This window comes from Streptomyces sp. NPDC029296 (genome assembly GCF_055569255.1).
Genome location: NZ_JBVHXT010000013.1, coordinates 71,595 through 93,118 on the forward strand (window position 1 = coordinate 71,595; position 21,524 = coordinate 93,118).

The following is a 21,524-nucleotide window of genomic DNA, read 5'->3' on the forward strand; positions in this document are numbered from 1 at the left end:
AGACGGCCCTGGAGGTCCGGCGGGTCGACCGCGATCTGCCGGTCGAAGCGGCCGGGGGCGCGCCGCGGTCTGCAACCGCTCCGGCAGCAGCGCGATCGCGCCGCCGCCGGTCGCGCCGATCAGCCGCAGACCGGGGTACTTGTCCAGCCACCCCGCGTACGCGATCATCGCCATGCCCAGGGTGATGTCGCCGAAGCGGCCGATCTGCTCCACGAACGCCGTCTGCCCGACCCGCTCGGTGCCGGCCGGCTCCGCCGGGGCGTGCACCAGGACCGGCACCCCCGCCTCCGCGGCCAGCGCGAAGAACGCGTCGGCGCGGGGCGAGCCGAGCAGCTCCCCGTGGACGCTGGAGGTGGTGATCAGGCCGACGAAGGCAGGGTCCGCCAGGGTCTCCCGCACCCCTTCCAGGTGGTCGTCGTCCCCGAACGGGTTGGCGTACACGTAGCCGCGCAACTGGTCCGGGAACCGGCGGATCAGGCCCGACATCCAGGCGTGGAAGGCGCGCAGCCGGTCACGCGGCTGCGCGTAGTTGTCCACGCCCGGCACCCGCGCCATCGCCCCGGCCCCGACCGGGCTGCCGATGATGGTCAGGTCGATGCCGGCTTCGGCGCGGGCGGCGAGCATGCCGTCCACGTCGGTCAGGCTCGGGGGCATGGGGAAGCGCGCGGCGGCTTCCGGTGGGGACAGGTGCCCGTGGATGTCGATGATCACGTGTCGGTTCCCGGTTTCGGTCTCAGTGCGCGGGTGATCGCGGCACAGTCCTGGTCGCCCAGTCCCTGCTCGGTGGCGCGGACGTGGGTCTCCGCCGCGGCGGTCGCCAGCGGCAGGCTCAGGCCGGCGGCTGCCGCCTGCTTGGTAGCGAGCATGAGGTCTTTCGCCATCAGCCGCAGCCGGAAGTCCGGCTCGTCGAAGCGGCCCGCCGCCAGCCGCCGCGACTTGAACGCCATGACCGGCGAGGCGAACCCGCTGCCCGCGACGGTCTTCAGGACCTGCTGCCGGTCCAGTCCCGAGGCCTCCGCCAGCTCGGTGGCCTCGGCCAGCGCCTGCACCTCGATGCCCATCAGCAGGTTGAGGAGCAGTTTCATCCGCATGCCGGAACCGAGCGCGCCCAGATGGACGACGTCCTTGCCCAGCGTGTCCAGCAGCGGACGGGCCGCCTCGAAGTCCTCCTCGGCGCCGCCGACGAACAACCGCAGTTCCCCGTCGCGGGCGTGGTCGCGGTTGCCGAGCATGCCCACGTCCAGCGCCGCGGGCAGGTCCCCGGCGATCTGGACGACCTCCTCGGGGGCGACGGTGCTCGCGCACAGCAGGGTGCCCGCGTAGGGGCCGTGGGCCAGCACGCCGTCCGGTCCGCGCAGCACGGTGCCGAGGGCCTGGCCGTCGGCGACGACGCAGAGGGCGGCGCTCGTGCCCGCGACCGCTTCGGCCGGGTGCGCGGCGACGTGCGCGCCGGCCTGGGCGAGCGGCGCGGTGCGGTCCGGGGTACGGTTCCACACCCGGACCTGTATGCCCTGGTCGAGCAGGCGGTGGGCCAGTCCGGCGCCCATCGCGCCGAGGCCGAGTACGGCGACGGGGCCGTGCGCGGTGCGCGTCACGACGTCACCCCCCGGGTCTCCTTGACGACGCGGTAGCGCAGCGACTGCCGCTGGTCGACGAACTCGCGCAGCGGCGCGACCAGCTCGCGGTGCTCCTCGCTCTGCTGCCAGGCGAAGAACTGCTCGGCCGACTGCCACTCGCTGGTGATCACCCACTGGCGGGAGTCGTCGGCGGGCCGGCCGAGCCGCTCCACGATGTGACCGGGGGTGCCGGCCACGGACTTCCGGAGGTGTTCGTACAGGTCCAGGAAGCCCTGCTCACGGCCCTCGATGACGCGGACCGCGAAGACGACGCCCAGCTTGTCGGCCGATCGGCCCTGGTGGTTGGTGTCCATGTCTCCTCCTGAGTGAGATCCGATGGGACACGACACCCACGGACTCATGTCGCCCGTACGGCCGCAACTCCGAACGGGTCGGGGCCCAGTGGGGACAAGGCATGCACGCTGCGTCATTGGTCGGTTCGGGTGAGTGGGGGGTGGTGTCCGGGGCCCGGCGGGCGGGGCGCGGAGGGAACCCGTCGGCCGCCTCTTCCGGGTGGCCGCCGGCCGGTCCCGGGGAGAGGGGCGGGACCGCTTCCGGACCGTTGCCGGGCTCCTGACCGCCGCCCCGTCGGCGGTCAGGAGCCCGGCGCGCGTCGGTCTCCCCGCGTCGCTCTCCGCACGGCGTCCTCCGGGAAAACCGGATGCGCGGGGGCCCGAGGCCGTGTCAGGCTCCGCCGGTGGATCGTGAGGAGATGTCCCGGCGCGCTCACGCGGATCACCCGATAGCCGCGCCGCTCGACGACGACGCGGTACGGGGGCTGCTGGAGCGGGCCCTGCCGTCCGGCGGCGGCCGCGTGCTCGACCTCGGCTGCGGCGGCGGGGAGTGGCTCCTGCGGGCCCTGACCGCGCGCCCGGGCCTGCGGGCCGAGGGCGTCGACCTCTCCGAGCGCGCGCTGGCGGACGCGCGCCGGGCCGCGCACCGGCTGGGCGTCCGGGACCGCCTGGTCCTCCACCGCCAGGACGCCGCGCGGTTCACCGCGCCGGACGCCTTCGACCTCGTCCTGTGCGTGGGGGCGACGCACGCCTTCGGCGGTCTGCCGTCCACCCTGGCGGCGGCGCGCCGCCACCTCGCGCCCGGCGGACGCGTCCTGGTCGGGGAGGGATTCTGGGAGCACGAGCCGTCCGCCGAGGCCGTCGCCCTGCTCGGCGACCTCGACGACCTGCCGACCACACTGGACCGGGTCGTCGCGGACGGCTGGACGCCGGTCCACGGACACGTCAGCACGCGCCGGGAACTGGACGACTACGAATGGGCCTGGACGGGGACGCTGGCCTCCTGGGCGCTGGACCACCCCGGCCACCCGGACAGCCCCGGGGCACTGGAGACGGCCACGGCCCACCGCGACGAGTGGCTGCGCGTCTACCGCGACGCCTTCGGCTTCGTCTGCCTGGTGCTGCGGCCGGCACCGGACCCGGCGGGGACGAGCGGGGCCGCCGGCCGCGCCTGACGGGACACCGGGCCGCGGACGGGCCGGGCGGCGCGGAAGCGGTACGCGAGCGCGAGGCCGCCGAAGACGGCGTGCCGCCGCCTGGTCCATGAGACCTCCCGCGCCCCGTCCCCGGCGCGTGGAGGGGGCCGCCGCCACCTCGCCGGGCACGGCACTGAGAAGATCGTTCGCGACCGTGGGCGCACCCGACCCGGAAGGAAGCGACGAGATCATGCGTGTCACCGTGGACCGTGCCCCGACGGAGGCGTCCGGATGACCGGCAGCGCGCGGACCGGCGCGCCCGACACCGCCGGCCCCGTCCTGCTGCGCACGCGCGGACGGGCCGCGTACCTCACCCTCAACCGGCCCGAGGCCCTCAACGCCCTGAACCACGTCATGGTCCGGCGGATCGACGAGGCCCTGACCGCGTGGGAGCACGACCCGGCCGTGGAGACCGTCGTCATCACCGGTGCGGGAGAGCGCGGCTTGTGCGCGGGCGGCGACATCCGCGCCGTCCACGACGACGCCCGCGACGGCGACGGCACCGCCTCCGCCGCGTTCTGGCGCGACGAGTACCACCTCAACGCCCGCATCGCCCGCTACCCCAAGCCCTACGTCGCCGTGATGGACGGCATCGTGATGGGCGGCGGGGTCGGCGTCTCCGCGCACGGCGGCGTCCGCGTCGTCACCGAGCGCTCGCGGATCGCCATGCCCGAGACCGGCATCGGTTTCGTCCCCGACGTCGGCGGCACCCACCTGCTCGGCCGCGCCCCCGGCGAACTGGGCACCCACCTCGCCCTGACGGGCACCGCGATCGGCGCCGGGGACGCCCTGCTGTGCGGGCTCGCCGACCACTACATCCCGTCCGGGGCCCTCGGCGCCTTCACGGCGGACCTCGCCGGCCTCCCCGCGCCGGACGCCGTGGCCCGCCACAAACAGCCGGCACCCGAGGGGCTGCTGGCCGCCCGCCGGGACTGGATCGACGCCTGCTACGCCGCCGGCACGGTCGAGGAGATCGTCGGACGGCTGTCCGCCCACGGCGCTCCGGAGGCGAAGGAGACGGCCGAGACCCTGCTCGCCAAGTCGCCCACCTCGCTCAAGGTCACCCTGGCCGCGATCCGCCGCGCCCGGCGCCTCGGCTCGCTGGAACGGGTCCTCGACCAGGAGTACCGCGTCTCCTGCGCCGCCCTGAGCAGCCCCGACCTGGTCGAGGGCATCCGGGCGCAGATCATCGACAAGGACCGCACCCCGCGCTGGTCCCCCGCGAGCCTCGCCGAGGTCACCGACACCGCCGTGGAGCGCTTCTTCGCCCCGCTCGGCGACCGCGAGCTGGGACTGGGCGGCTGACGCGGCCGTACCCGGCCCGCGCCGGGCCGGGTACGAGAACGCGCGCCGGGCGGCGCGGACCCCGCCACCCGGCGCCGTCCGCGCCGCCCGTCCGCGCCGGCGGGTGAGAGCGGCCCCGGCAGGCGGTCCGTCACCGCTCCCCGTCCCGCCGGGCATCGGCGTTTCGGCCACCCGCGTGCCGCGCGCCCCCGTTACCCGGCAAGGACCCGCGCGGCCCGCACCGCCCGCATCGCCCGCGTGCCGGTCGTGCCGCCCGGCGTCCGGCGGCGTTGTACCGGGTGTACGACGCTCCGCACCCGCCGAACGGCACCGCCCCGGAAGGATCCTCGCGCACGTGTTCCCCAAGCCCCTCGGCGCCCGCCTGATCACCCCCCGCACCTCCGGCTCCGGGCGGGTGACGTCGTGACCCGCGTCTGGCTGCCGCCCGAGGAGTACGCCGAGCAGCTGATGAAGGCGACCGGGTTCGCCTGTGTGCACTTCACCGACGAGCGGGACCGGCCCGTCCAGCTGCACGCCCCGTACAGCCCCGCGCACCCCTGGCAGATGGCCGGCGGCACGATGGAGCCGGGCGAGCGGCCGTGGGAGACGGCCGTGCGGGAGTGCCGCGAGGAGACCGGCATCACGGTCACCGGCCCGCCCCGGCTGCTGGCCGCGGTCTACGGCCTGCCCGGCGACGAGTGGCCGTACAGCAGCATGGGCCTGATCTTCGACGGGGGCCGGCTCGGCGAGGCGGAGATCCGGGGCATCACCCTCGACCCGGACGAGCACGACGAGGTGCGCGTGCTGTCCCTGGCCGAGTGGCGGCCGTTGATGCCGGACCGGGACTTCGCCCGGCTCGCGGCCGTGGCCCAGGCCCGCCGTACCGGAGTGGCCGGGTACTTCGACACCTGGGACTGGGGGGAGGCGTGAGGAGGGCCCGGTCCCGGAGCGGAGACGCCCGGGGCGGCCGGGAAGCCCCCGGACGCCGCGGAGGAAGCCGTGCCGCCCGGCCCGCTCGCCGTGCGCCCCCCGGACGCCCAGGCACTCCTGGTGACGGGGGCCCTCCCGGTACACCCCCGCGGGTGTCCGTACGGCCGCCGTCACGACGCCTGGGCGCCCGGCGGTTCAGCCGCCGATCAGGGCGGTGAAGCGGGCGGCGTCGATGTTGCCGCCGGAGGCGATGACCCCGATCCGGCGCGGAAGGGCGCCGACGCGTCCGGCGAGCAGCGCGGCCAGCGGGGTGGCGCCGCTCGGCTCCAGGACGATCTTCAGGCGCTCGAAGGCGAACCGCATCGCGGTGAGGATCTCGGCGTCGCTGACCAGGGCGATGGAGTCGACCAGCCGCTGGTTCACGGGGAAGGTGAGTTCGCCGGGGGTGGGCAGGGCCTGTCCGTCGGCGATGGTGCGGGGCACCGGGACGGTGACGCGGGCGCCGGCCTCCAGGGAGCGCCTCGTGTCGTCGCTCCCCTCCGGTTCGACGCCGACGACCCGGATGCCCGGGTGCAGCGCGGTGGCGGCGGTGGCGCTGCCGGCGATGAGGCCGCCGCCGCCCACCGGCACCACCAGGGCGTCCAACGGGCCGGTCTCCTCCAGCAGTTCCAGGGCGGCGGTGCCCTGGCCGGCGATCACGTGCGGGTGGTCGTAGGGCGGGATCAGGGTCAGACCGCGGTCGTTGGCCAGGGCGTGGCCGAGCGCGATGCGGTCCTCGGTGTAACGGTCGTAGGTGACGATCTCCGCCCCGTACCCGGCGGTCGCCTCCCGCTTGGAGCGGGGCGCGTCCTCGGGCATCAGGATGACCGCGCTGGTGCCCAGTTCGCGGGCGGCCAGCGCGGTGGCCTGGGCGTGGTTGCCGGAGGAGTAGGCGGCGATGCCCTTCGCCAGCTGCTCCGGGGGAAGCTGGGCGGCGGCGTTGTAGGCGCCGCGGAACTTGAAGGCACCGATCCGCTGGAAGTTCTCCGCCTTGACGAACACCTCCGCGCCGACGAGGGAGTTCAGGGTGCGGGAGGTGAGGACGGGCGTGCGGTGCGCGACGCCCTCGAGGCGGGCGGCGGCGGCGCGGACGTCGGCGAACGTGACGGGCGGTGCGGCGGGCATGGGCGGGTCCTCCGGGCGACGGGACGGGGCGGGGAAGCGGAGCGGGGCGGTCACCAGCCGGAGATCCGGGGCCAGTACGCCTCGATCGCGGGGCACGCCGTCGTACCGCCGGAGCTGTCGACGACGTGGTAGCCGTGGTGCTGGGCGGCCGTGGCACAGGCGTGGTTGGGCAGGACGCGCAGCCGGGTGCCGATGGGCAGTTCGGGCAGGACGGCGCCGTCCCGGGCGGTCAGCGTGCCGTGCTCCTGGCTGGCGGCGGTCATGACCAGGCCCGGGATCAGGGTGCCGGACAGATCGGTGACCAGGCCGTAGCCCTGGTCCTGGGGCTGGGCGGCGGTGCCGCGGTCGCGGGAGAGGGCCATCCAGCCGCCGTCGGTCACGATCCACCCGTACTCCGGGCGGTGCCCGATGACGGTGACCACCACCGACAGGGCGAGATCGGCCGGCGCGCAGACACCGAGCCCCGCCATCACCAGGTCGAAGAACACGTAGTTCCCGGCGCGCAGTTCGGTGACCCCGGTGAGGTCCTCGGCGGCGTGCGCGGTGGGCGTGGAGCCCACGCTGACGGTGCGCACCGGCAGGCCCGCCGCGCGCAGCCGCTGTGCCGCCGTGACCGCCGCGTCGCGTTCGCCGCGCGCCGCGGCGCGCCGCTCCCCGGTGGTGAAGGCGGAGTACGACTCGCCCGCGTGCGTCAGCACGCCGTCCAGGCAGCCCGCGTCGTGCAGGATCCGGCCGATCCCGGTCAGCCCGGGGGCGTCGGGCCTGAGGCCGCCGCGGTGCCCGTCGCAGTCGATCTCGATCAGCGCCGGCAGGGCCACGCCGGCCTCCCGGGCCGCCCCGGCGACGAACGACGCCTGCTCGGTGCTGTCCAGCAGGACGCGCAGGGTGACCCCGCGGCGCACCAGGGCGGTCACGCGCGGGAGTTTGCGCGGTTCGATGCCGACGGCGTAGGTGAGGTCGCGGTACCCCGCGCCGGCGAACGCCTCGGCCTCGGCGAGGGTGGAGACGGTGACCGGACCGGGGGCGCCGCCGTGCAGGAGGGCGGCGGCGTCCAGGCTCTTCGACGTCTTCACATGGGGGCGCAGACCGACCCCGAGGCGGTCCGCCCGGGCCCGCAGCCGGTCGATGTTGCGCCGCGACCGGTGCGCGTCCACGACGGCGAACGGGGTGTCGGGGTCGGCCAGGGTCCGGGCAGCGGGGAAGAAAGCGGTGCTCATGGGCGGGTGACCCCTCACTTCGCGTAGTTGTAGACCGTCGCCCGGGACACGCCGAGCAGGTCCGCGATGGTCTGCGCGGCGTCGCGCGAGTCGAAGTAGCCGTCGCGCTGCAACTGCCGTACCAGCGCCTTCTTCTCCTCCCGGCTCAGCGAGCGCGGGGTGGCGGCGCGCTCGGCGGCGCGGGCCTCCACCGTCTCCCGCAGCTCGCGCGCGGTGCGGTCCCGCAGGGTCTCCAGGGGCGGCTCGCGGTGCGCGCGGTCCGTGGCCACGAGGTTGGACAGGGCCAGGGTGACCGGGGACAGGACGGACACGTCGAGGTTCAGGCACAGGGCGGCGACGTACTCGCCCGCAGCGTTCTTGATGCCGATGGACGTGCTCTTCGCCGGGCGGCCGTCGGGGAACCGGTTCGGGTAGTTCTGCACGACGCCGGGGTAGTCCGGGTCGGCGATGCGGGCCAGGCCCAGCTCCGTGGCGGGGTCGCCGACCCGGCGGCCGGAGAGGTTGTTCTCGATGGCGCGGATCGCGTGGTCCGGATCGCGCAGATCGTGCAGCACGACCTCGCACAGGCCGGGGAACATGCGGCCCAGCGCGACGGCGATCTTCTCCGCCTCCCTCAGGAGGTGCTCGTCACCCGCGCCGTCCGCGCCGTTGGCGTGCCCGGCGTCCGGCCGGTGCTCCACGGGCCCTCCCCACCGATCTCGACGCGTGGTCCATTTCTGGACGGCGAGTCTAAGCCGGGTGGGCCGCCGCTGTCCACGTGATCCGGCCCGCATCGCCGCCGGGCGTCAACTACCCTCCGTACCAGCGCGTTTCGCGCACGGTACAGACCGACGAGGGGGATCCATGGCAGACCGGTCCAGCGCGGGGCACCCGAAGTGGCTGCGCCGCTTCCACGAGCCGGACCCGGGTGCGCCGCGGCTGCTCTGCCTGCCGCACGCCGGCGGCTCCGCGAGCTTCTACTTCCCCTTCTCCAGGGCGCTGTCGCCCGCGGTGGACGTGCGTGCCGCGCAGTACCCCGGCCGCCAGGACCGCGCCGGGGAACCCTTCGCGCACTCGCTCCGGGAACTCGCCCAGGGGGTGTTCCACGCGCTGGACGAGCGGGACGGGACGCCGCTCGCGCTGTTCGGGCACAGCATGGGCGCCCTGGTCGGCTTCGAGCTGGCCCGGCTGCTGGAGAACGCCGGCCGGCCGCCCGCGGTGCTCTTCCTCTCCGGCCGCCGGGGCCCGTCCGTCGACCGGACCGAGACCGTCCACCTGGGCGACGACGCCCAGCTGATCGAGGAGGTCATGCGCATGGACGGCACCGACTCCGCCGTCCTCCAGGACGAGGACCTGCTCCAGCTGGTCCTGCCCGCGCTGAGGGCCGACTACCACGCCGTGGGGACCTACCGGCCCGTCCCCGGCCCACCGCTCGGCTGCCCGCTCGTCGCGCTGACGGGCGACGCCGACCCGCGGGTGACCCCGGACGAGGCCCGGACCTGGGAAAAGGAGACCGACGGCCCCTTCGAGTTCCACGTCCACCCCGGGGGCCACTTCTACCTGGTCGACCAGCGGCAGGCCGTCCTCGACCGGATCCGGGCCGCGCTACGGCGGTTCGCGCCCGGCACCGGCGCGGCGCTCTGAGCCCGCGGACGGCGACGGCGGCACCGGCCGGGGACACGGCACGGGCGGCACCGGTCGAGACGGTGCCGCCCGGCGGAGGGCGTCAGCCCAGGATCTTGGCGGACTCGATGACCACCTGCTCCTTGGGAACGTCCTGGTGGCCCTGGTAGCTGCCCGTCTTCACACCCTTGATGGCGTCGACGACGTTCTGGCCCTCGGTGACCCGGCCGAACACGGCGTAGCCCCAGCCGTTCGGGGTCTTCGAGGAGTAGTTGAGGAACGCGTTGTCCGAAACGTTGATGAAGAACTGGGCCGTCGCCGAGTGCGGGTCGTTCGTCCGCGCCATCGCCACGGTGTAGTTGTCGTTCTTCAGGCCGTTGTCGGCCTCGTTCTGGATCGGCGCCTGGGTGGGCTTCTGCCGCATGTCCGGCGTGAAACCGCCGCCCTGGATCATGAAGTTGTTGATCACCCGGTGGAAAATCGTGCCGTCGTAGTGGCCGCTGCGCACATACGCCAGGAAGTTCTCGACCGTCTTGGGCGCCTCGGCGTCGTTCAGCTCCAGCACGATCCGGCCGGCGCTGGTGTTCAGCTCGACTGTCGACATCAAAAATCTCCTCATTCCGGTGGGACTCGCCCACGCTACAGGTACGGCCCGGCCGGCCGTTCTCCGGTGCGACCGACGGGCACGCCGGTCCGGCGGCCCGAGATCACCATGGAATATACGACCACAGGTCACGCGTACGACGCCGCGGCGCCCCGGGCCTCGAACGGCCATCCGGGTCACGACGAGGTGCGGGCACGGCCCGCGGACCCGTCGCCGGGCGCCGGGGGCAGCGCCAGATGGGCCAGGTCGCCCGGCGGCGGCGTGGTCACCGGCCACAGCGGGGCGGCCTGCCCGTCGGCGAGCGCGGCCGGCGCGTCGGTGAGGTTCATCCGCTCCCGCAGCCGGCCGTAGAAGTCCATCGGACCCAGCCGGACCGCCCTCAGCCGGCGCGGAGCGGCGTACACGCCGATCCAGTCCCCGGGGCCGAGCACCCCGCGCAACTGGCCGTCGACGCTGACCGCGGCCCGTCCCGACCGCTGAAGCACCCGCAGCGCGATCGGCTCGTCCGGCGCGGCCACGACCGACCGGTCGAACACCATGTGCGGCGCGACCGGCGTGAACACCAGGCCCTCCGCGCGGGGCGAGACCACCGGGCCGCCCGCGGCGAAGCTGTACGCCGTGGACCCCGTGGGCGTGGCCACCAGCAGCGCGTCCGCCGAGTACGAGGCCAGCAGCCGGCCCGCCAGATACACCCCGACCGACACCTGCCGGTCCCGGGACAGCTTCTCCAGGACCACGTCGTTCAGCGCGGTCACGTCCAGGGCCACCCCCCAGTCCCCGCCCGACTCGCACTCCGTGCGCACCGGGGGCGGCGGCAGTAGCGGCCCGCGCCCGTACTCCAGCAGCGCCTCCATGTGCGCGGGCACCTCCAGCCGGCAGGACGCGCGCAGGGTGAGCAGCATCCGGCTCTCCACATGGATCCGGCCCTCCCGCACGGCGTCCAGCGCGGTCCGCACCGCCGGGGCGGGCACCTCCGTCAGGAAGCCGACCCGGCCCAGGTCGACACCGAGCACCAGGGCGTCGTTCTCGGCCGCCAGCCGGGCACCGCGCAGGAACGTGCCGTCACCGCCCAGGGTGATGACGAGGTCCGGGTCGCCCGCGTCGGCCAGCTCCTCGCGGGCGCTGTGCCGCGCGCCCTCCCGCCACACGTCGATGTCCGCGCACCCCACCCCGTGCTCGGCGCACCACGCGCGCACGTCCCGCGCGGCGGCCACCGCCTCGGCGCGCCCGCCGTGCACGACCAGGCCGACACGGTTCACCGTCATACCCGCACACCCGCCTCCCAGCCGGTTTCCTGCCCGGCGCCATCCTCGCCGCGTACGGCACCGGCCCGACGCGCGCCACGCCGCCGGACGGCCCGGACACCGCCGGGGCGGTGCCGTACGCCGAGCCGGGCCGCACGCCGGGCCAGCCGGGCCGTCCGGCGCCGTATCGCGTCCGCGCGGGCGGCAGCCGTCATCCCCGGCCGTCGTCCGCCGCGAGGAACGGCTCCAGCAGGGCCAGCAGCGCGTCCGGGCGGTGCAACGGGATGATGTGGCCGCAGTCGGGGACGACATGGCCGGTCAACCGGTCGGCGTACGGCCGCAGTTGCCGTTCCAGCGAGCGGCCCACCGGGTGGGCGCCCACGGTGAGGACGGGCACGGTGAGGCGGGCGCCGGCCACGGCCTCCCGGACCTGCCGGGCAGTGACGGGCAGCGCCCGGTAGGGGCCGAACGCCGCGCGCAGTGCCCCGCCGCCGGTGTAGGCGCGGCCGAACGCGGCACGCACGTCCGCCCGCACGCCCCGGCCCAGCGTGCCGCGCTCCAGGAACCAGTCGACGTACGCCGCCTCGTGACCCGTCAGCACCGACTCCGCCAGCCCGGGCGCCGCGTGGAACCCGAACCACCACGGCGGCCCGGCCGCGAGGAACTCCTCGGCGCCCGGCAGATCGCCCAGCAGGGACTCCATCAGCACGAGCCGCCGTACCAGGCCGGGCCGCCGCATGGCCAGCAGGAACGCGGGCGGGGTGCCGAGGTCGATGCCGACCACGGCCGCCGGCCCCGCGTCCAGCGCCTCCAGCAGGCCCGCCGCGTCGGCGGCGAGCGTTGCGGCGTCGTACCCGTCCGCCGGCCGGTCGCTGTCGCCGAACCCGCGCAGATCCGGCGCGATCACCCGGTAGCGGCGGGCCAGCGGTCCGATGACCTCGCTCCACAGCCGCCAGGTGTGCGGGAAGCCGTGCAGCAGCAGCACCGCCGGGCCCGCGCCGGCCGTGGCGACGTTGAGTCCGGTCCCGCCGACGGTGATCCGGCGCAGCCGTACGCCGGGCACGGAGGTGACAGTCATGAGCGATCCCTCGCCGTCCTCGAGTAACCGATGGTGACAAGGCGACGCTAGGTAACTATGCTCGGCGGCAACAGACCGCACTTTCCCGTCAGTTGGTGAGTTCCAGGTGACTTCCCTGGCCAAGGACGCGTCCGCCGCGCGCGGCGACCTGTTCGACCCCGCGTGCCCGACCCGCCGGCTGCTGGACCGGATCGGCACCAAGTGGACGTCGATGGCGGTGAAGGTGCTCGCACAGGCCGCGCCGGGAGAGGTGCGCTTCGCCGAACTGCTGCGCCGGATGCCGGGCGTCTCACAGAAGATGCTCTCCGTGACCTTGCGGAACCTGGTCCGCGACGGCCTGGCCGAGCGCCGGGTGGAGCCCTCCGTACCGCCCGGCGTCTACTACCGGCTCACCGCGCTCGGACTGTCGCTCGACGCCGTTCTCGCCGCCGTACGGGACTGGGCCGAGGAGCACATGGCCGAGGTCGACCGGGCCAACGAGCTGAGCGACCGGCGGGAACAGCGGTGAGCGACCAGGTGTGATCTCCCTCCTTGCGGAGGGCACGTCGCCCCTGTGAGCCTCCCCTCGAACGATTCTCCGAAGAACTGTCATCCGAAACTGTTATCGGCGCCGCACCGGACGGTCTCCCAGGTGACGCACAGCATCGTTCGGCGCCGAGGACAGGGAAGCTCTGATGAGGACACAGCACACGGTGGACACGGCGGCACTGGTCGACGCCGCCCGGGCGGGGGACCCGGGGGCCCAGGACGCCCTGGTCGGCGCTTACCTCCCACTGGTGTACAACATCGTGGGGCGGGCCCTGAACGGTTCGGTCGACGTCGACGACGTGGTCCAGGAGACCATGCTCCGGGCCCTCGGCTCGCTCGGCGGCCTGCGCACCCCGGAGAACTTCCGCTCCTGGCTGGTGGCCATCGCGATGAACCGGGTCCGCGCGCACTGGCGGGACCGCCGGCTCGCCCCGGATGCCGTGGAGGAGGCCGCCGACGTCGCCGACCCGGGCGCCGACTTCGTCGACCTGACCATCGTCCGGCTCCAGTTGTCCGGCCAGCGCCAGGAGACCGCGCACGCGACGCGCTGGCTGGAGCCGGACGACCGCGAGGTGCTCTCGCTGTGGTGGCTGGAGTGCGCCGGGGAACTGACCCGCGCCGAGGTCGCCTCCGCCCTCGGGGTGTCGCCGCAGCACACGGCGGTACGGGTGCAGCGGATGAAGGCGCGGCTGGAGTCGGCCCGCGTGGTGGTACGCGCGCTCGACACCCGGCCCGCCTGCGGGGACCTGGGGGGCGTGCTGACCTCCTGGGACGGCCTGCCCTCCGCCCTGTGGCGCAAGCGGATAGCCCGGCACGCCCGCGACTGCGCACGCTGCGGCGGCCTGTGGAGCGGCCTGCTCCCGGCCGAGGGCCTGCTCGCCGGGCTCGCCCTCGTCGCGGTGTCCTCGGCCCTGCTCACGACGACACGCTCCGCCGTGGCGACCGGCCTCCACCTGACCGCCCACACGGCCTCCCCCCTGCCGCACACGGGCTTCGCCGCGGCGGACGGGGGGCAGCACGCGGGCTTCGGCGGGCCGGACGGGACGCAGGCAGGCTTGGGCGGCTCCGACGCGGGGCAGGCGGGTTTCGGCGGGCCGGACGTCACGCAGGCGGGCTTCGCCGGGCCCGAGGCGGCGGAGCCGGGCTTCCCCGGGCCGGACGCGGGTCTCCCCGGGCCGGACGCGGGGCATGCGGGTCTCGCCGGGCCGGACGCGGGGCATTCGGGTTCCGTCGGGCCGGACGCCGGGAGGGTGGGCTTCGGCGGGCCGGACGGCGTGCCGGGCGGTGGCTCTACCGCGGGGGCCGGCCAGGCCGGCGACACCGCGGGGGCCGGCCCCGTCGGCGTACGCGCCTCCCGCCGGCGTGCGACCGCCCGCGACGAGGCACGGCGTCGGCGGCGCGGCCGGCGCCGGGCCGTCGGCGGCGCCGTGGTCGCGGTCTGCGTGGCGGGCGGCGGCATGTGGTACTTCGGCACCGGCACCGGCACCGGCACCGGCTCCGGGCCCGAGACCGGGCGGACGGCCGCCGCGCCCACCGCCGACGCCCCCGCCGCGGACCTCTCCGCGCCCGGCCCCGTCCGGACCTCGGCGCCGCCCTCGGCCTCCCCGTCGCCGTCCCCCTCGCGGCCGCGGAAGCAGAAGACGAAGAAACCGGGCCCCGCCAAGAGCCCTGGACCCGCGCGTACGACCGGAACGCCGAAGGCCCAGCCGCCCGCGCCCGCGTCCGCCACCCCCCCGCCCCGCCCCGACGACACCGCGGACACGGCCGGCGCCCGCCGGTACCGTGGCGCAGGTGGTCGCGCTGGTGAACAAGGAGCGGGCCGCCGCCGGATGCGGACCGGTCACCGAGGACCCGCGACTGGACCGGGCCGCCCAGGGCCACTCCGACGACATGGCCGCGCGCGGCTTCTTCGACCACACCAACCCGGACGGCGCCGGCCCCGGCGAGCGCGTCACCGCCGCCGGCTACCGCTGGTCCACGTACGGCGAGAACATCGCCCGGGGCCAGCGGAGTCCGCAGGCGGTGATGGACTCCTGGATGAACAGCCCCGGCCACCGCGCCAACATCCTCAACTGCTCGTTCAAGAACATCGGCGTGGGCGTCCACAACGGTTCGGGCGGCCCCTGGTGGACCCAGAACTTCGGCGCGAGACTCTGAGCCGCCGGCCGGCCCGTCACCCGCCCCCCGGCCGGGCCGCCGAGGGACCACTGCCCGGCGTGTGCCCGAACGCGCGCCGGAAGACGTCGATGAACGCGCTGGCCGAGGACCAGCCGCACCGGTGCGCCACCGTGGTCACCGGCAGCCCCTCGGCCAGCAGGACCAGCGCGTGGTACAGCCGCACCTGGGTGCGCCACTGAGGGAACGTCATCCCGAGGTCGCGGCGGAACAGCCGGGACAGCGTACGGTCGCTCGCCCCGACCTCGCGGCCCAGCTCCGCCAGCGTCCGGCGATCGGACGGATCGGCGCGCAACAGGTCGCACAGCGCACGCAGCACGGGAGACGCGGGCGCCGGCAGGTGCAGCGGCTGCTGCGGCGAGGCACGCACCTGGTCCAGCAACACCGCGCGCAGCCGCGCCCGTTCGGGGCTGCCGTCCCGTGGGCCACGGGTGTAGGCGACGATCAGCTCGCGCAGCAGCGGGCCGACGGCCAGCACCGTCGGCGCGTCCAGACCGAGCGGGTTCTCGGCCGCGGGCAGCCCCAGCAGATGCAACTCCAGCGCGCCGTGCGCCTGGTGGGCGTGCACGGTGCCGGCCGGTATCCACAGGGCACGGGTGGCCGGCGCGATCCAGGACCCCGCGTCGGTGGTGACGGCCAGCACGCCGCGGCCCGCGTAGACGATCTGGTGGTCGTCGTGCCGGTGGGCGTCTATCGCCGCGCCGGCCGCCAGCCACTGGGTACGGGTGGGCGCCACCGGCTGATGGCGGATCCGCGTCATCACACGGCAGTTTATCGAAAGCGCGACAGCCGGCCGGGGCCGCAGCATGGCCGGGTGCGAAGCAAAGCATCGATCACCCTGCTGTCCGTGGGACACGCCTGCGTCGACGTCTACCAGGGCGCCGTCGCGTCCCTGATCCCCTTCCTGGTCGCCGAGCGCGGCTACGGCTACGCCGCGGCCTCGGGCGTCGTCCTCGCCGCCGCCCTGCTGTCCTCGGTGGCGCAGCCGCTGTTCGGCGCCCTGACCGACCGCCGCCCCGTGCCCTGGCTGCTGCCCGCCAGTACACTCCTGGCCGGCCTGGGCATCGCCCTGAGCGGCAGCGGCGGTTCGTACGCGCTGACACTGGTGTGCGTGGCGGTCTCCGGGCTCGGCGTGGCCGCCTACCACCCGGAGTCCGCCCGTGTCGCCCGGCTGGCGGGCGGGGGCGCGCACAGCGCCATGGGCTGGTTCTCGCTGGGCGGCAATCTGGGTTTCGCCCTGGCCCCGCCGCTGGTCACGGTCGTCGTCGGCACCGGCGGACTGCGCTGGACGCCGCTGCTGGCACTGCCGGCGCTCGCCGGGGCCGCCCTGAGCCTGGCCGTCCTGCGCGCTCCCGGGCAGCGCCGGCGCCTGTTCGCCCCGGCCCCGGCGGCCGGCCCCGACGACCGGGCGTCCTTCCTGCGGCTGTCGCTGGCCGTGGTGTGCCGCTCGGTGGTGTTCACCGGTCTCGGCAGCTTCCTGTCGCTGTACGCGGCCCAGCGGCTGGGCGGCAGCGTGACGGCCGGGACGGCCGCGCTGTTCGTGCTCTACCTCGGCGGCGCGGCCGGCTCCCTGCTGGGCGGCCGGCTGGCCGGGCGCTTCGACCGGGTGACGGTGTGCCGTTGGTCGTACCTGCTCTCGGCCGTCGCGGTCGCGGGCGTCGTGTGCGTCCCCGGCCCCGCGCTGTACCTGTGCGTGGCGCTGACCTCCGCCGGTCTGTACGTCCCCTTCTCCCTCCAGGTGACGCTCGGTCAGGACTACCTGCCCTCGCGCGTCGGCACCGCCGGCGGCATCACGCTCGGGCTGACCGTCAGCGTCGGCGGGCTGGCGAGCCCCCTCATCGGCCGGGTCGCCGACGCCACGTCGCTGCGGACCGCGCTGGCCCCCTTGGTGCTGATGCCGGTGCTGAGCTGGCTGCTGCTGCGCGGCCTCCCCGAGCCCGGAGGCCCCGGCCGGCGGGCGGACCCACCGGCCGGCCCGGCTCACCGGGACGTGCCGAAGTCCTGGGTCCAGTAGCCGCCGGGCTGCGCCAGACCGACGCCGATCTCCCGGAACCCGCAGTTGAGGATGTTGGCCCGGTGGCCGGGGCTGTCCATCCAGCCCGCCATGACCTGTTCCGCCGCGGTGTAGCCGTACGCGACGTTCTCGCCGTAGCTGCTCCAGGTGTAACCGGCGCGCGTGAGGCGCAGGCCCGGGTCGGAGCCGTCGGACCCGGAGTGCGACATGTTCCGGTGGGCGGCCATGTCCTCGCTGTGGGCCTGTGCGGCCCGGGTCAGCACCGGGTTCGCGGTCAGCGCCGGACAACCCACCTTGCCGCGCTCGGCGTTCACCAGCCGCAGGATCTCGGCGGTGACCCCGGACGCCGTGGCGGCGGGCCGGGGGGCGCCCGGCGTGGCGGTCGTGGCGCTGGTGGAGGTGCCGGACGCCGTAGGTGTGGGGGTGCCGGGCGTGGCGGTCACGGGGGTGCCGGGCGTGGCGGGGGTCTGGGTCCGCTGGGCGGTGGGCCGGACCGTCACGACCGGACGCGTCTTCGGCCGTGCGCTCCGGTGCGTGTGCGAAGGGCTCGCGGCCGGTGGCGCGACCGGCGCGGAGGCGGCCGGCGCGGCGGGCGGGGGAGTGGTCGCGGGTGCCGTGGCGGCCGGTGCGCCGGCCTGTCCCGTGGCCGCTTCCACACCGTTGCGCCGGTGATTCCCGTGCGGCTGCTGCCCCCGCGCCACGGGCGCGCCCGTCACCTCCGCGCGGGGGGGCGGGTCCGCGCCGTACGGCCAGTCGGTGCAGGCCAGGGCGACGGATGGCACGCCCACGGCGCCGACGGCGACGGCGGTGACGACTATGCGCCGGTAGTGCTTGGTCTTGCGGTGCTGTCCCATACGTCAACCTCACTCGGTGATCGCGGAGCGCCCATTCTCGGGACGGCCTCACACGAGACGCAAAGGGACCTTCTACTACCGCCTTACGTAGATCGTCCCGGCCCTTGTCAGCGGGACCGGGAGATGCAGATCTTCGCGACCGCGACGTTCGCCTGGTGCTGTCGGCTCCTCAGGAACGCGCCACGGGCGAGGGATACGGCGAGACACCCGCGGGCCGCCCCGCCGTCGCCATCCCCCCGACCCTCGTCCACGGCAAGACGGACAAATCCCATATGTCGTGGGAGTGGCGTCTACTATCCGGCCCCCTTAGTCGCCGACCGCCGTGTGACGGTTGTCACCTCCGGCCGGGGCCGCCGGATGCGCGTGCGCGGCGGCCGGAACCCGGCCGGCCGCCGCGCACCCTGTCTTTCCGCCCTGTCGGCAGAGTGCCGTCACTCGTTCCGGAAGACGGCCTTGCTGACCTCGGCGGGGTTCTCGAACTTCTTCTTCCCGAGGTGGGAGATGCGCTCGGTGATCTCCTTCGGCGCGTGGTTCTTCTCGGCGACCTTCCGAAGCTGGTCGGTGTCGGCCGGGTAGTCCACGCCGGACAGGGCCTTCTGCAGATCAGGTGGGGTGATGCCCGCCATGGTCCCTCCAGGCAGTGCGTTGGTGATCGGACCGGCGCTGATGCCGCGCCGGGACTGCACAGGTACCCCTCCGACAGAATCGGATTCAGACATTCCGGTAGTGATGGGGCGCGCGGCGCACGGGTACCCGACGGCGTGACCGGCAGGGGACCGCGTAGGAGAGGACCCGATGAGCGAGAACACCCCATCGCAGGCCGAGGGCGGACGGGAACCGGACGACGCCCTCGACGCCGAGCAGCCACCCCGCACCACTCCCTCCCAGGCGGAGGGAGAGGACACCGACGAAGAGAACCAGGGACAGGAGGACGACGTGTAGGAGGCGTCATGAGCACGGCACACCCCAGCGTCCCCGAGGTGCTGGACGCGCTGAGGGACGTGACCTACCCGGCCGGCAGGGAACAGCTGGTCTCGGCCGCCCGGCGGGCCGGAGCCTCCCAGGAGGTCGTCGAGGCGCTGCGCGGCATGCCCGCCGGGGAGTACGCCGGCCGCGCCGAGGTCGCGCGGTCGGTCCGGGTGGAGCCGGGCTTCGACCTCGGCCTCGACAGCGGCCGGCAGGAGCGGCGCGGCGGCCGGCCGGGGTTCTCCTTGCACCTGCGGGAAGAGCCGAAGACCCCGATCCAGGAGGAGTTCGACCGCTGACCCCGGCCACCGTCCGCCGGACGGGACCGGCCACCGTCCGCCGGACAGGACGCGGCACCGTCCGCATCCGCCCGGCGGCGAGCCGTGTCCGCGGGTGCCCGCGTGGGCGCGCACCCGGCCGCCGCCCGGACTCGCGCGGCACCGCCGCCTCCTTCCGCCGCCGGGACCGGACTCGCCCCCACCGCGTGGCCGCCGCGCTCCATCCGACTCCTTGACCGCCTTCCCGGGCGCGACCTAGCGTGACGCGGACATCCGGACAGGCAGGTCGGGAGGCTCGGTGACGGCGGATCCGCACGGCCCCGGCGGCGGGGTGCCCGCCCGGCGCCCCGCGCGGGTGGAGACACACGGCCTCGACGTCATCGGGGACGCGGAACGCAAGGGCACCCCCCGCACCCTCTTCTGGCCCTGGTTCGGCGCCAACGTCTCCGTCCTCGGCCTCGGCTACGGCGCGTTCGCGTTCGGCTTCGGCATCTCCTTCCGGCAGGCCCTCGCCGCCGGTGTGCTCGGCATCGTCGCCTCCTTCCTGCTGTGCGGCTTCGTCGCGGTCGCCGGCAAGCGCGGCTCGGCGCCGACCATGGTCCTCAGCCGCGCCGCGTACGGCGTGCGCGGCAACCGGCTGCCGTCCGTCGTCTCCTGGATGCTCACCGTCGGCTGGGAGACCGTCCTCACCGCGCTCGCCACGATGGCCACCGCGACCGTCCTCGGCAGCCTCGGCCGGGGCGGCGGCACCGGGACCAAGGTCGTCGCCCTCGTCGTGGTGGCCGCGCTGACCGTCGTCGGCGGGGTCATGGGCTTCGACCTGATCATGCGGCTGCAGACCTGGATCACCCTGGTGACGGGCGTCCTCACGATCGTCTACGTCGCCCTCGTCGCCGACCGGATCCACTGGAGCACGGTCGACGCCCTTCCGGCCGGCCCGGCACAGCGGTTCATCGGCGCGCTGGTGTTCATGATGACCGGCTTCGGCCTCGGCTGGGTCAACGCCGCCGCCGACTACTCCCGCTATCTGCCCCGGAACTCCTCCGGCCGGGGCGTCATCGGCTGGACCACGTTCGGCGCGTCCCTGGCCCCGCTGGTGCTGCTGGTCTTCGGCCTGCTGCTGGCCGGCTCCTCCCCGGAGCTGAGCCGCGCCATCGCCGCCGACCCGATCGGCGCGCTGGCCACCCTCCTGCCGGCCTGGTTCCTGGTGCCGTTCGCCGTGGTCGCCGTCCTGGGCCTGGTCGGCGGCGCCGTCCTCGACATCTACTCCTCCGGCCTGGCCCTGCTCTCCGCCGGCCTGCGGGCACCCCGCTACCTGGCCGCCCTCCTCGACGGCCTCCTGATGATCGCGGGCTCGGTGTACATCGTGTTCTTCGCCGACGACTTCCTCGGCCAGTTCATGGGTTTCCTCACCACACTCGGCGTGCCCGTCGCGGCCTGGGCGGGCGTCGTGCTCGCCGACCTGGCGCTGCGCCGCCGCGACTACGACGAGGGCGACCTGTACCGCCCGCACGGCCGCTACGGCGACGTCCCCCTCCTCCCGCCGTGCCTCACCCTCGCCGCCACCGCCGTCGGCTGGGGCCTGGTCACCAACACCGCCGCGCACTGGCTGACCTGGCAGGGCTACCTGCTGGCGCCGCTCGGCCTGGGCGGCCGGACCGGGCCCTGGGCGTACGCCAACCTCGGCGTCCTCGTCGCCCTGGTGCTCGCCTTCCTCGGCACGCTGCTGACGGCCCGGACCCGGGTACGGCGCCAGGAGGCGCGGACACCCGGCCCGGGCCCCCGCCGGGAGGCGGCGCGTCCATGAGCCCGTCCGCGGCCCGGGGAACGCCGCGCGGCCTGTGTGTCCGGGGTCCGTCCGGGTGTTCCGGACGCATGTGCTTCGCACACGCATGCCCCGCACCCCACCGGGTACGCGAGGCGGGAGCACGCCCGGAGCGCGGAGCCGTCCGGGCAGCCCGTACCACCGCCGACCCTGGGGACCAGCCATGGAGACACCCGCACACGCCGACCCGCCCACACCGGCCCAGCAGGCACTGGACGCGCTGACCGTCAACGCCGAGGACCAGGGCGCCCTGGAGACCCTCGCCCACAGTGACGTGCTCGTCCCGGTGCCGGACGACGCGTTGGACGGAGAGGGGGCCGACGCCACGACGGTGGCCCTGCCCGTCCTGGAACAGCCCGGCGGCGACGCGGTCGTCCCGGTGTTCACCACGGAGGGCGAGATGACCGATCTGCTGCCCTTCGTCTCGCGCTACCGTCTCATCCCGCTCGGCGCGCTCGCCGCGCAGTGGCCGGACGAGAACCTCTCCCTCGCCATCGACGGCAGTTCCTCCCACGCGCTGACCCTCACCTCGCAAGGGGTCCGCACGCTGCTGGCCCGCTGAGCCGCACGGACACGTCCCACGGGCGCCGCCGGGGTATTCCCCGACGGCGCCCGCGGCCGTACCGCCGGCAGGCCCGCGGCCCCGGCGGGCCGGC

At 75.1% G+C, this 21,524-nt stretch carries 23 protein-coding genes and 1 pseudogene; 12 read left to right on the forward strand and 12 right to left on the reverse strand.

Going from position 1 to position 21,524, the window contains the following annotated elements; genetic code table 11:
- From ACZ4W9_RS13820 to ACZ4W9_RS13830, 3 genes are all read right to left on the reverse strand, one after another.
- Nucleotides 1–711: amidohydrolase family protein (locus tag ACZ4W9_RS13820; protein WP_467935414.1), on the reverse strand; the 711-nt coding region annotated here is incomplete at its 3' end.
- Complete coding sequence (locus tag ACZ4W9_RS13825; protein WP_467935415.1) at nucleotides 708–1,595, reverse strand: NAD(P)-dependent oxidoreductase; 888 nt, start codon at nucleotides 1,593–1,595, stop codon at nucleotides 708–710. The genes ACZ4W9_RS13820 and ACZ4W9_RS13825, both read right to left, overlap by 4 nt.
- On the reverse strand, nucleotides 1,592–1,930 hold the full coding sequence (locus ACZ4W9_RS13830) for an antibiotic biosynthesis monooxygenase family protein (protein ID WP_467935417.1): 339 nt from the start codon (nucleotides 1,928–1,930) through the stop codon (nucleotides 1,592–1,594). Before ACZ4W9_RS13830 ends, ACZ4W9_RS13825 begins: the two co-directional genes overlap by 4 nt.
- A 383-nt stretch (nucleotides 1,931–2,313) precedes the next feature.
- On the opposite strand from ACZ4W9_RS13830, the gene ACZ4W9_RS13835 reads away from it, so the two are divergent.
- The 3 genes from ACZ4W9_RS13835 to ACZ4W9_RS13845 all read left to right on the forward strand — a co-directional run bounded on the left by ACZ4W9_RS13835 (nucleotide 2,314) and on the right by ACZ4W9_RS13845 (nucleotide 5,319).
- Entirely contained in the window at nucleotides 2,314–3,084 is a 771-nt protein-coding gene (locus ACZ4W9_RS13835) for an SAM-dependent methyltransferase (protein ID WP_467935418.1), read from the forward strand.
- A gap of 252 nt (nucleotides 3,085–3,336) precedes the next feature.
- Nucleotides 3,337–4,410 (forward strand): enoyl-CoA hydratase/isomerase family protein, encoded by a 1,074-nt coding sequence (locus ACZ4W9_RS13840; RefSeq protein WP_467935419.1) that lies wholly within the window; start codon nucleotides 3,337–3,339, stop codon nucleotides 4,408–4,410.
- 402 nt (nucleotides 4,411–4,812) lie between these two features.
- Complete coding sequence (locus ACZ4W9_RS13845; RefSeq protein WP_467935421.1) at nucleotides 4,813–5,319, forward strand: NUDIX domain-containing protein; 507 nt, start codon at nucleotides 4,813–4,815, stop codon at nucleotides 5,317–5,319.
- Nucleotides 5,320–5,514: 195 nt separating this feature from the next.
- Here the strand turns inward: ACZ4W9_RS13845 and ACZ4W9_RS13850 are convergent, their stop codons facing one another.
- Genes ACZ4W9_RS13850 through ACZ4W9_RS13860 form a run of 3 tightly spaced genes read right to left on the reverse strand, consistent with a single transcriptional unit; the run spans nucleotide 5,515 to nucleotide 8,380 of the window.
- Nucleotides 5,515–6,483, reverse strand: coding sequence for a threo-3-hydroxy-L-aspartate ammonia-lyase (locus ACZ4W9_RS13850; RefSeq protein ID WP_467935422.1), 969 nt, complete (start codon nucleotides 6,481–6,483; stop codon nucleotides 5,515–5,517).
- Nucleotides 6,484–6,533: 50 nt separating this feature from the next.
- Complete coding sequence (locus tag ACZ4W9_RS13855; protein ID WP_467935423.1) at nucleotides 6,534–7,700, reverse strand: alanine racemase; 1,167 nt, start codon at nucleotides 7,698–7,700, stop codon at nucleotides 6,534–6,536.
- 14 nt (nucleotides 7,701–7,714) lie between these two features.
- A complete protein-coding gene (locus ACZ4W9_RS13860) occupies nucleotides 7,715–8,380 on the reverse strand; it encodes a helix-turn-helix transcriptional regulator (RefSeq protein ID WP_467935425.1) in 666 nt (221 codons plus the stop codon).
- Between the two features lie 163 nt (nucleotides 8,381–8,543).
- Here ACZ4W9_RS13860 and ACZ4W9_RS13865 point away from each other — a divergent pair, with 163 nt between their 5' ends.
- Entirely contained in the window at nucleotides 8,544–9,323 is a 780-nt protein-coding gene (locus ACZ4W9_RS13865) for a thioesterase II family protein (RefSeq protein ID WP_467935426.1), read from the forward strand.
- A gap of 82 nt (nucleotides 9,324–9,405) precedes the next feature.
- On the opposite strand, the gene ACZ4W9_RS13870 is transcribed toward ACZ4W9_RS13865, so the two are convergent.
- The 3 genes from ACZ4W9_RS13870 to ACZ4W9_RS13880 form a co-directional block, all read right to left on the reverse strand.
- Entirely contained in the window at nucleotides 9,406–9,906 is a 501-nt protein-coding gene (locus ACZ4W9_RS13870) for a peptidylprolyl isomerase (RefSeq protein ID WP_467935427.1), read from the reverse strand.
- Between the two features lie 176 nt (nucleotides 9,907–10,082).
- Nucleotides 10,083–11,171, reverse strand: a complete 1,089-nt coding sequence (locus tag ACZ4W9_RS13875; RefSeq protein ID WP_467935428.1) for an NAD(+)/NADH kinase — start codon at nucleotides 11,169–11,171, stop codon at nucleotides 10,083–10,085.
- A gap of 190 nt (nucleotides 11,172–11,361) precedes the next feature.
- Nucleotides 11,362–12,228: an alpha/beta fold hydrolase gene (locus tag ACZ4W9_RS13880; RefSeq protein WP_467935429.1), complete on the reverse strand. Its 867-nt coding sequence runs from the start codon at nucleotides 12,226–12,228 to the stop codon at nucleotides 11,362–11,364.
- A 106-nt stretch (nucleotides 12,229–12,334) separates the two neighbouring features.
- Here ACZ4W9_RS13880 and ACZ4W9_RS13885 point away from each other — a divergent pair, with 106 nt between their 5' ends.
- The 3 genes and pseudogenes from ACZ4W9_RS13885 to ACZ4W9_RS13895 all read left to right on the forward strand — a co-directional run bounded on the left by ACZ4W9_RS13885 (nucleotide 12,335) and on the right by ACZ4W9_RS13895 (nucleotide 14,913).
- The gene (locus ACZ4W9_RS13885; RefSeq protein ID WP_467935431.1) at nucleotides 12,335–12,736 is read left to right on the forward strand and encodes a winged helix-turn-helix transcriptional regulator; all 402 of its coding nucleotides are present in this window, start codon (nucleotides 12,335–12,337) and stop codon (nucleotides 12,734–12,736) included.
- Nucleotides 12,737–12,902: 166 nt separating this feature from the next.
- Nucleotides 12,903–13,739, forward strand: a pseudogene (locus ACZ4W9_RS13890) (RNA polymerase sigma factor); the annotation flags it as partial.
- A gap of 205 nt (nucleotides 13,740–13,944) precedes the next feature.
- Entirely contained in the window at nucleotides 13,945–14,913 is a 969-nt protein-coding gene (locus tag ACZ4W9_RS13895) for a CAP domain-containing protein (protein WP_467935548.1), read from the forward strand.
- A gap of 16 nt (nucleotides 14,914–14,929) precedes the next feature.
- Here the strand turns inward: ACZ4W9_RS13895 and ACZ4W9_RS13900 are convergent, their stop codons facing one another.
- Nucleotides 14,930–15,691: an AraC family transcriptional regulator gene (locus ACZ4W9_RS13900; RefSeq protein ID WP_467935432.1), complete on the reverse strand. Its 762-nt coding sequence runs from the start codon at nucleotides 15,689–15,691 to the stop codon at nucleotides 14,930–14,932.
- Between the two features lie 54 nt (nucleotides 15,692–15,745).
- On the opposite strand from ACZ4W9_RS13900, the gene ACZ4W9_RS13905 reads away from it, so the two are divergent.
- The gene (locus tag ACZ4W9_RS13905; protein ID WP_467935434.1) at nucleotides 15,746–16,945 is read left to right on the forward strand and encodes an MFS transporter; all 1,200 of its coding nucleotides are present in this window, start codon (nucleotides 15,746–15,748) and stop codon (nucleotides 16,943–16,945) included.
- Here the strand turns inward: ACZ4W9_RS13905 and ACZ4W9_RS13910 are convergent.
- Together ACZ4W9_RS13910 and ACZ4W9_RS13915 are read right to left on the reverse strand one after the other, a co-directional pair.
- Nucleotides 16,912–17,799, reverse strand: coding sequence for a CAP domain-containing protein (locus ACZ4W9_RS13910; protein WP_467935435.1), 888 nt, complete (start codon nucleotides 17,797–17,799; stop codon nucleotides 16,912–16,914). The genes ACZ4W9_RS13905 and ACZ4W9_RS13910 overlap by 34 nt on opposite strands.
- Nucleotides 17,800–18,230: 431 nt before the next feature.
- Nucleotides 18,231–18,425, reverse strand: coding sequence for a DUF2795 domain-containing protein (locus ACZ4W9_RS13915; protein WP_318205046.1), 195 nt, complete (start codon nucleotides 18,423–18,425; stop codon nucleotides 18,231–18,233).
- Between the two features lie 169 nt (nucleotides 18,426–18,594).
- Between ACZ4W9_RS13915 and ACZ4W9_RS13920 the strand changes: the two genes are divergently transcribed.
- From ACZ4W9_RS13920 to ACZ4W9_RS13935, 4 genes are all read left to right on the forward strand, one after another.
- Nucleotides 18,595–18,741, forward strand: a complete 147-nt coding sequence (locus ACZ4W9_RS13920; protein ID WP_467935437.1) for a hypothetical protein — start codon at nucleotides 18,595–18,597, stop codon at nucleotides 18,739–18,741.
- 8 nt (nucleotides 18,742–18,749) lie between these two features.
- A complete protein-coding gene (locus ACZ4W9_RS13925) occupies nucleotides 18,750–19,064 on the forward strand; it encodes a DUF2795 domain-containing protein (RefSeq protein ID WP_467935438.1) in 315 nt (104 codons plus the stop codon).
- Nucleotides 19,065–19,341: 277 nt separating this feature from the next.
- Complete coding sequence (locus ACZ4W9_RS13930; protein ID WP_467935439.1) at nucleotides 19,342–20,850, forward strand: purine-cytosine permease family protein; 1,509 nt, start codon at nucleotides 19,342–19,344, stop codon at nucleotides 20,848–20,850.
- Between the two features lie 181 nt (nucleotides 20,851–21,031).
- Nucleotides 21,032–21,430 carry an SseB family protein gene (locus tag ACZ4W9_RS13935; RefSeq protein ID WP_467935441.1) on the forward strand — a complete coding sequence of 133 codons (399 nt, stop codon included), beginning with the start codon at nucleotides 21,032–21,034 and terminating at the stop codon, nucleotides 21,428–21,430.
- The last annotated feature ends 94 nt before the right edge of the window (nucleotides 21,431–21,524 follow it).

Coding starts and splice junctions, on each gene's coding strand:
- ACZ4W9_RS13850 (WP_467935422.1), bottom strand. CDS start 6,483: ATGCCCGCCGCACCGCCCGTCACGTTCGCCGACGTCCGCGCCGCCGCC.
- ACZ4W9_RS13920 (WP_467935437.1), top strand. CDS start 18,595: ATGAGCGAGAACACCCCATCGCAGGCCGAGGGCGGACGGGAACCGGAC.
- ACZ4W9_RS13925 (WP_467935438.1), top strand. CDS start 18,750: ATGAGCACGGCACACCCCAGCGTCCCCGAGGTGCTGGACGCGCTGAGG.
- ACZ4W9_RS13900 (WP_467935432.1), bottom strand. CDS start 15,691: ATGACGCGGATCCGCCATCAGCCGGTGGCGCCCACCCGTACCCAGTGG.
- ACZ4W9_RS13910 (WP_467935435.1), bottom strand. CDS start 17,799: ATGGGACAGCACCGCAAGACCAAGCACTACCGGCGCATAGTCGTCACC.
- ACZ4W9_RS13840 (WP_467935419.1), top strand. CDS start 3,337: ATGACCGGCAGCGCGCGGACCGGCGCGCCCGACACCGCCGGCCCCGTC.
- ACZ4W9_RS13875 (WP_467935428.1), bottom strand. CDS start 11,171: ATGACGGTGAACCGTGTCGGCCTGGTCGTGCACGGCGGGCGCGCCGAG.
- ACZ4W9_RS13935 (WP_467935441.1), top strand. CDS start 21,032: ATGGAGACACCCGCACACGCCGACCCGCCCACACCGGCCCAGCAGGCA.
- ACZ4W9_RS13855 (WP_467935423.1), bottom strand. CDS start 7,700: ATGAGCACCGCTTTCTTCCCCGCTGCCCGGACCCTGGCCGACCCCGAC.
- ACZ4W9_RS13830 (WP_467935417.1), bottom strand. CDS start 1,930: ATGGACACCAACCACCAGGGCCGATCGGCCGACAAGCTGGGCGTCGTC.
- ACZ4W9_RS13915 (WP_318205046.1), bottom strand. CDS start 18,425: ATGGCGGGCATCACCCCACCTGATCTGCAGAAGGCCCTGTCCGGCGTG.
- ACZ4W9_RS13865 (WP_467935426.1), top strand. CDS start 8,544: ATGGCAGACCGGTCCAGCGCGGGGCACCCGAAGTGGCTGCGCCGCTTC.
- ACZ4W9_RS13895 (WP_467935548.1), top strand. CDS start 13,945: ATGCGGGTCTCGCCGGGCCGGACGCGGGGCATTCGGGTTCCGTCGGGC.
- ACZ4W9_RS13870 (WP_467935427.1), bottom strand. CDS start 9,906: ATGTCGACAGTCGAGCTGAACACCAGCGCCGGCCGGATCGTGCTGGAG.
- ACZ4W9_RS13880 (WP_467935429.1), bottom strand. CDS start 12,228: ATGACTGTCACCTCCGTGCCCGGCGTACGGCTGCGCCGGATCACCGTC.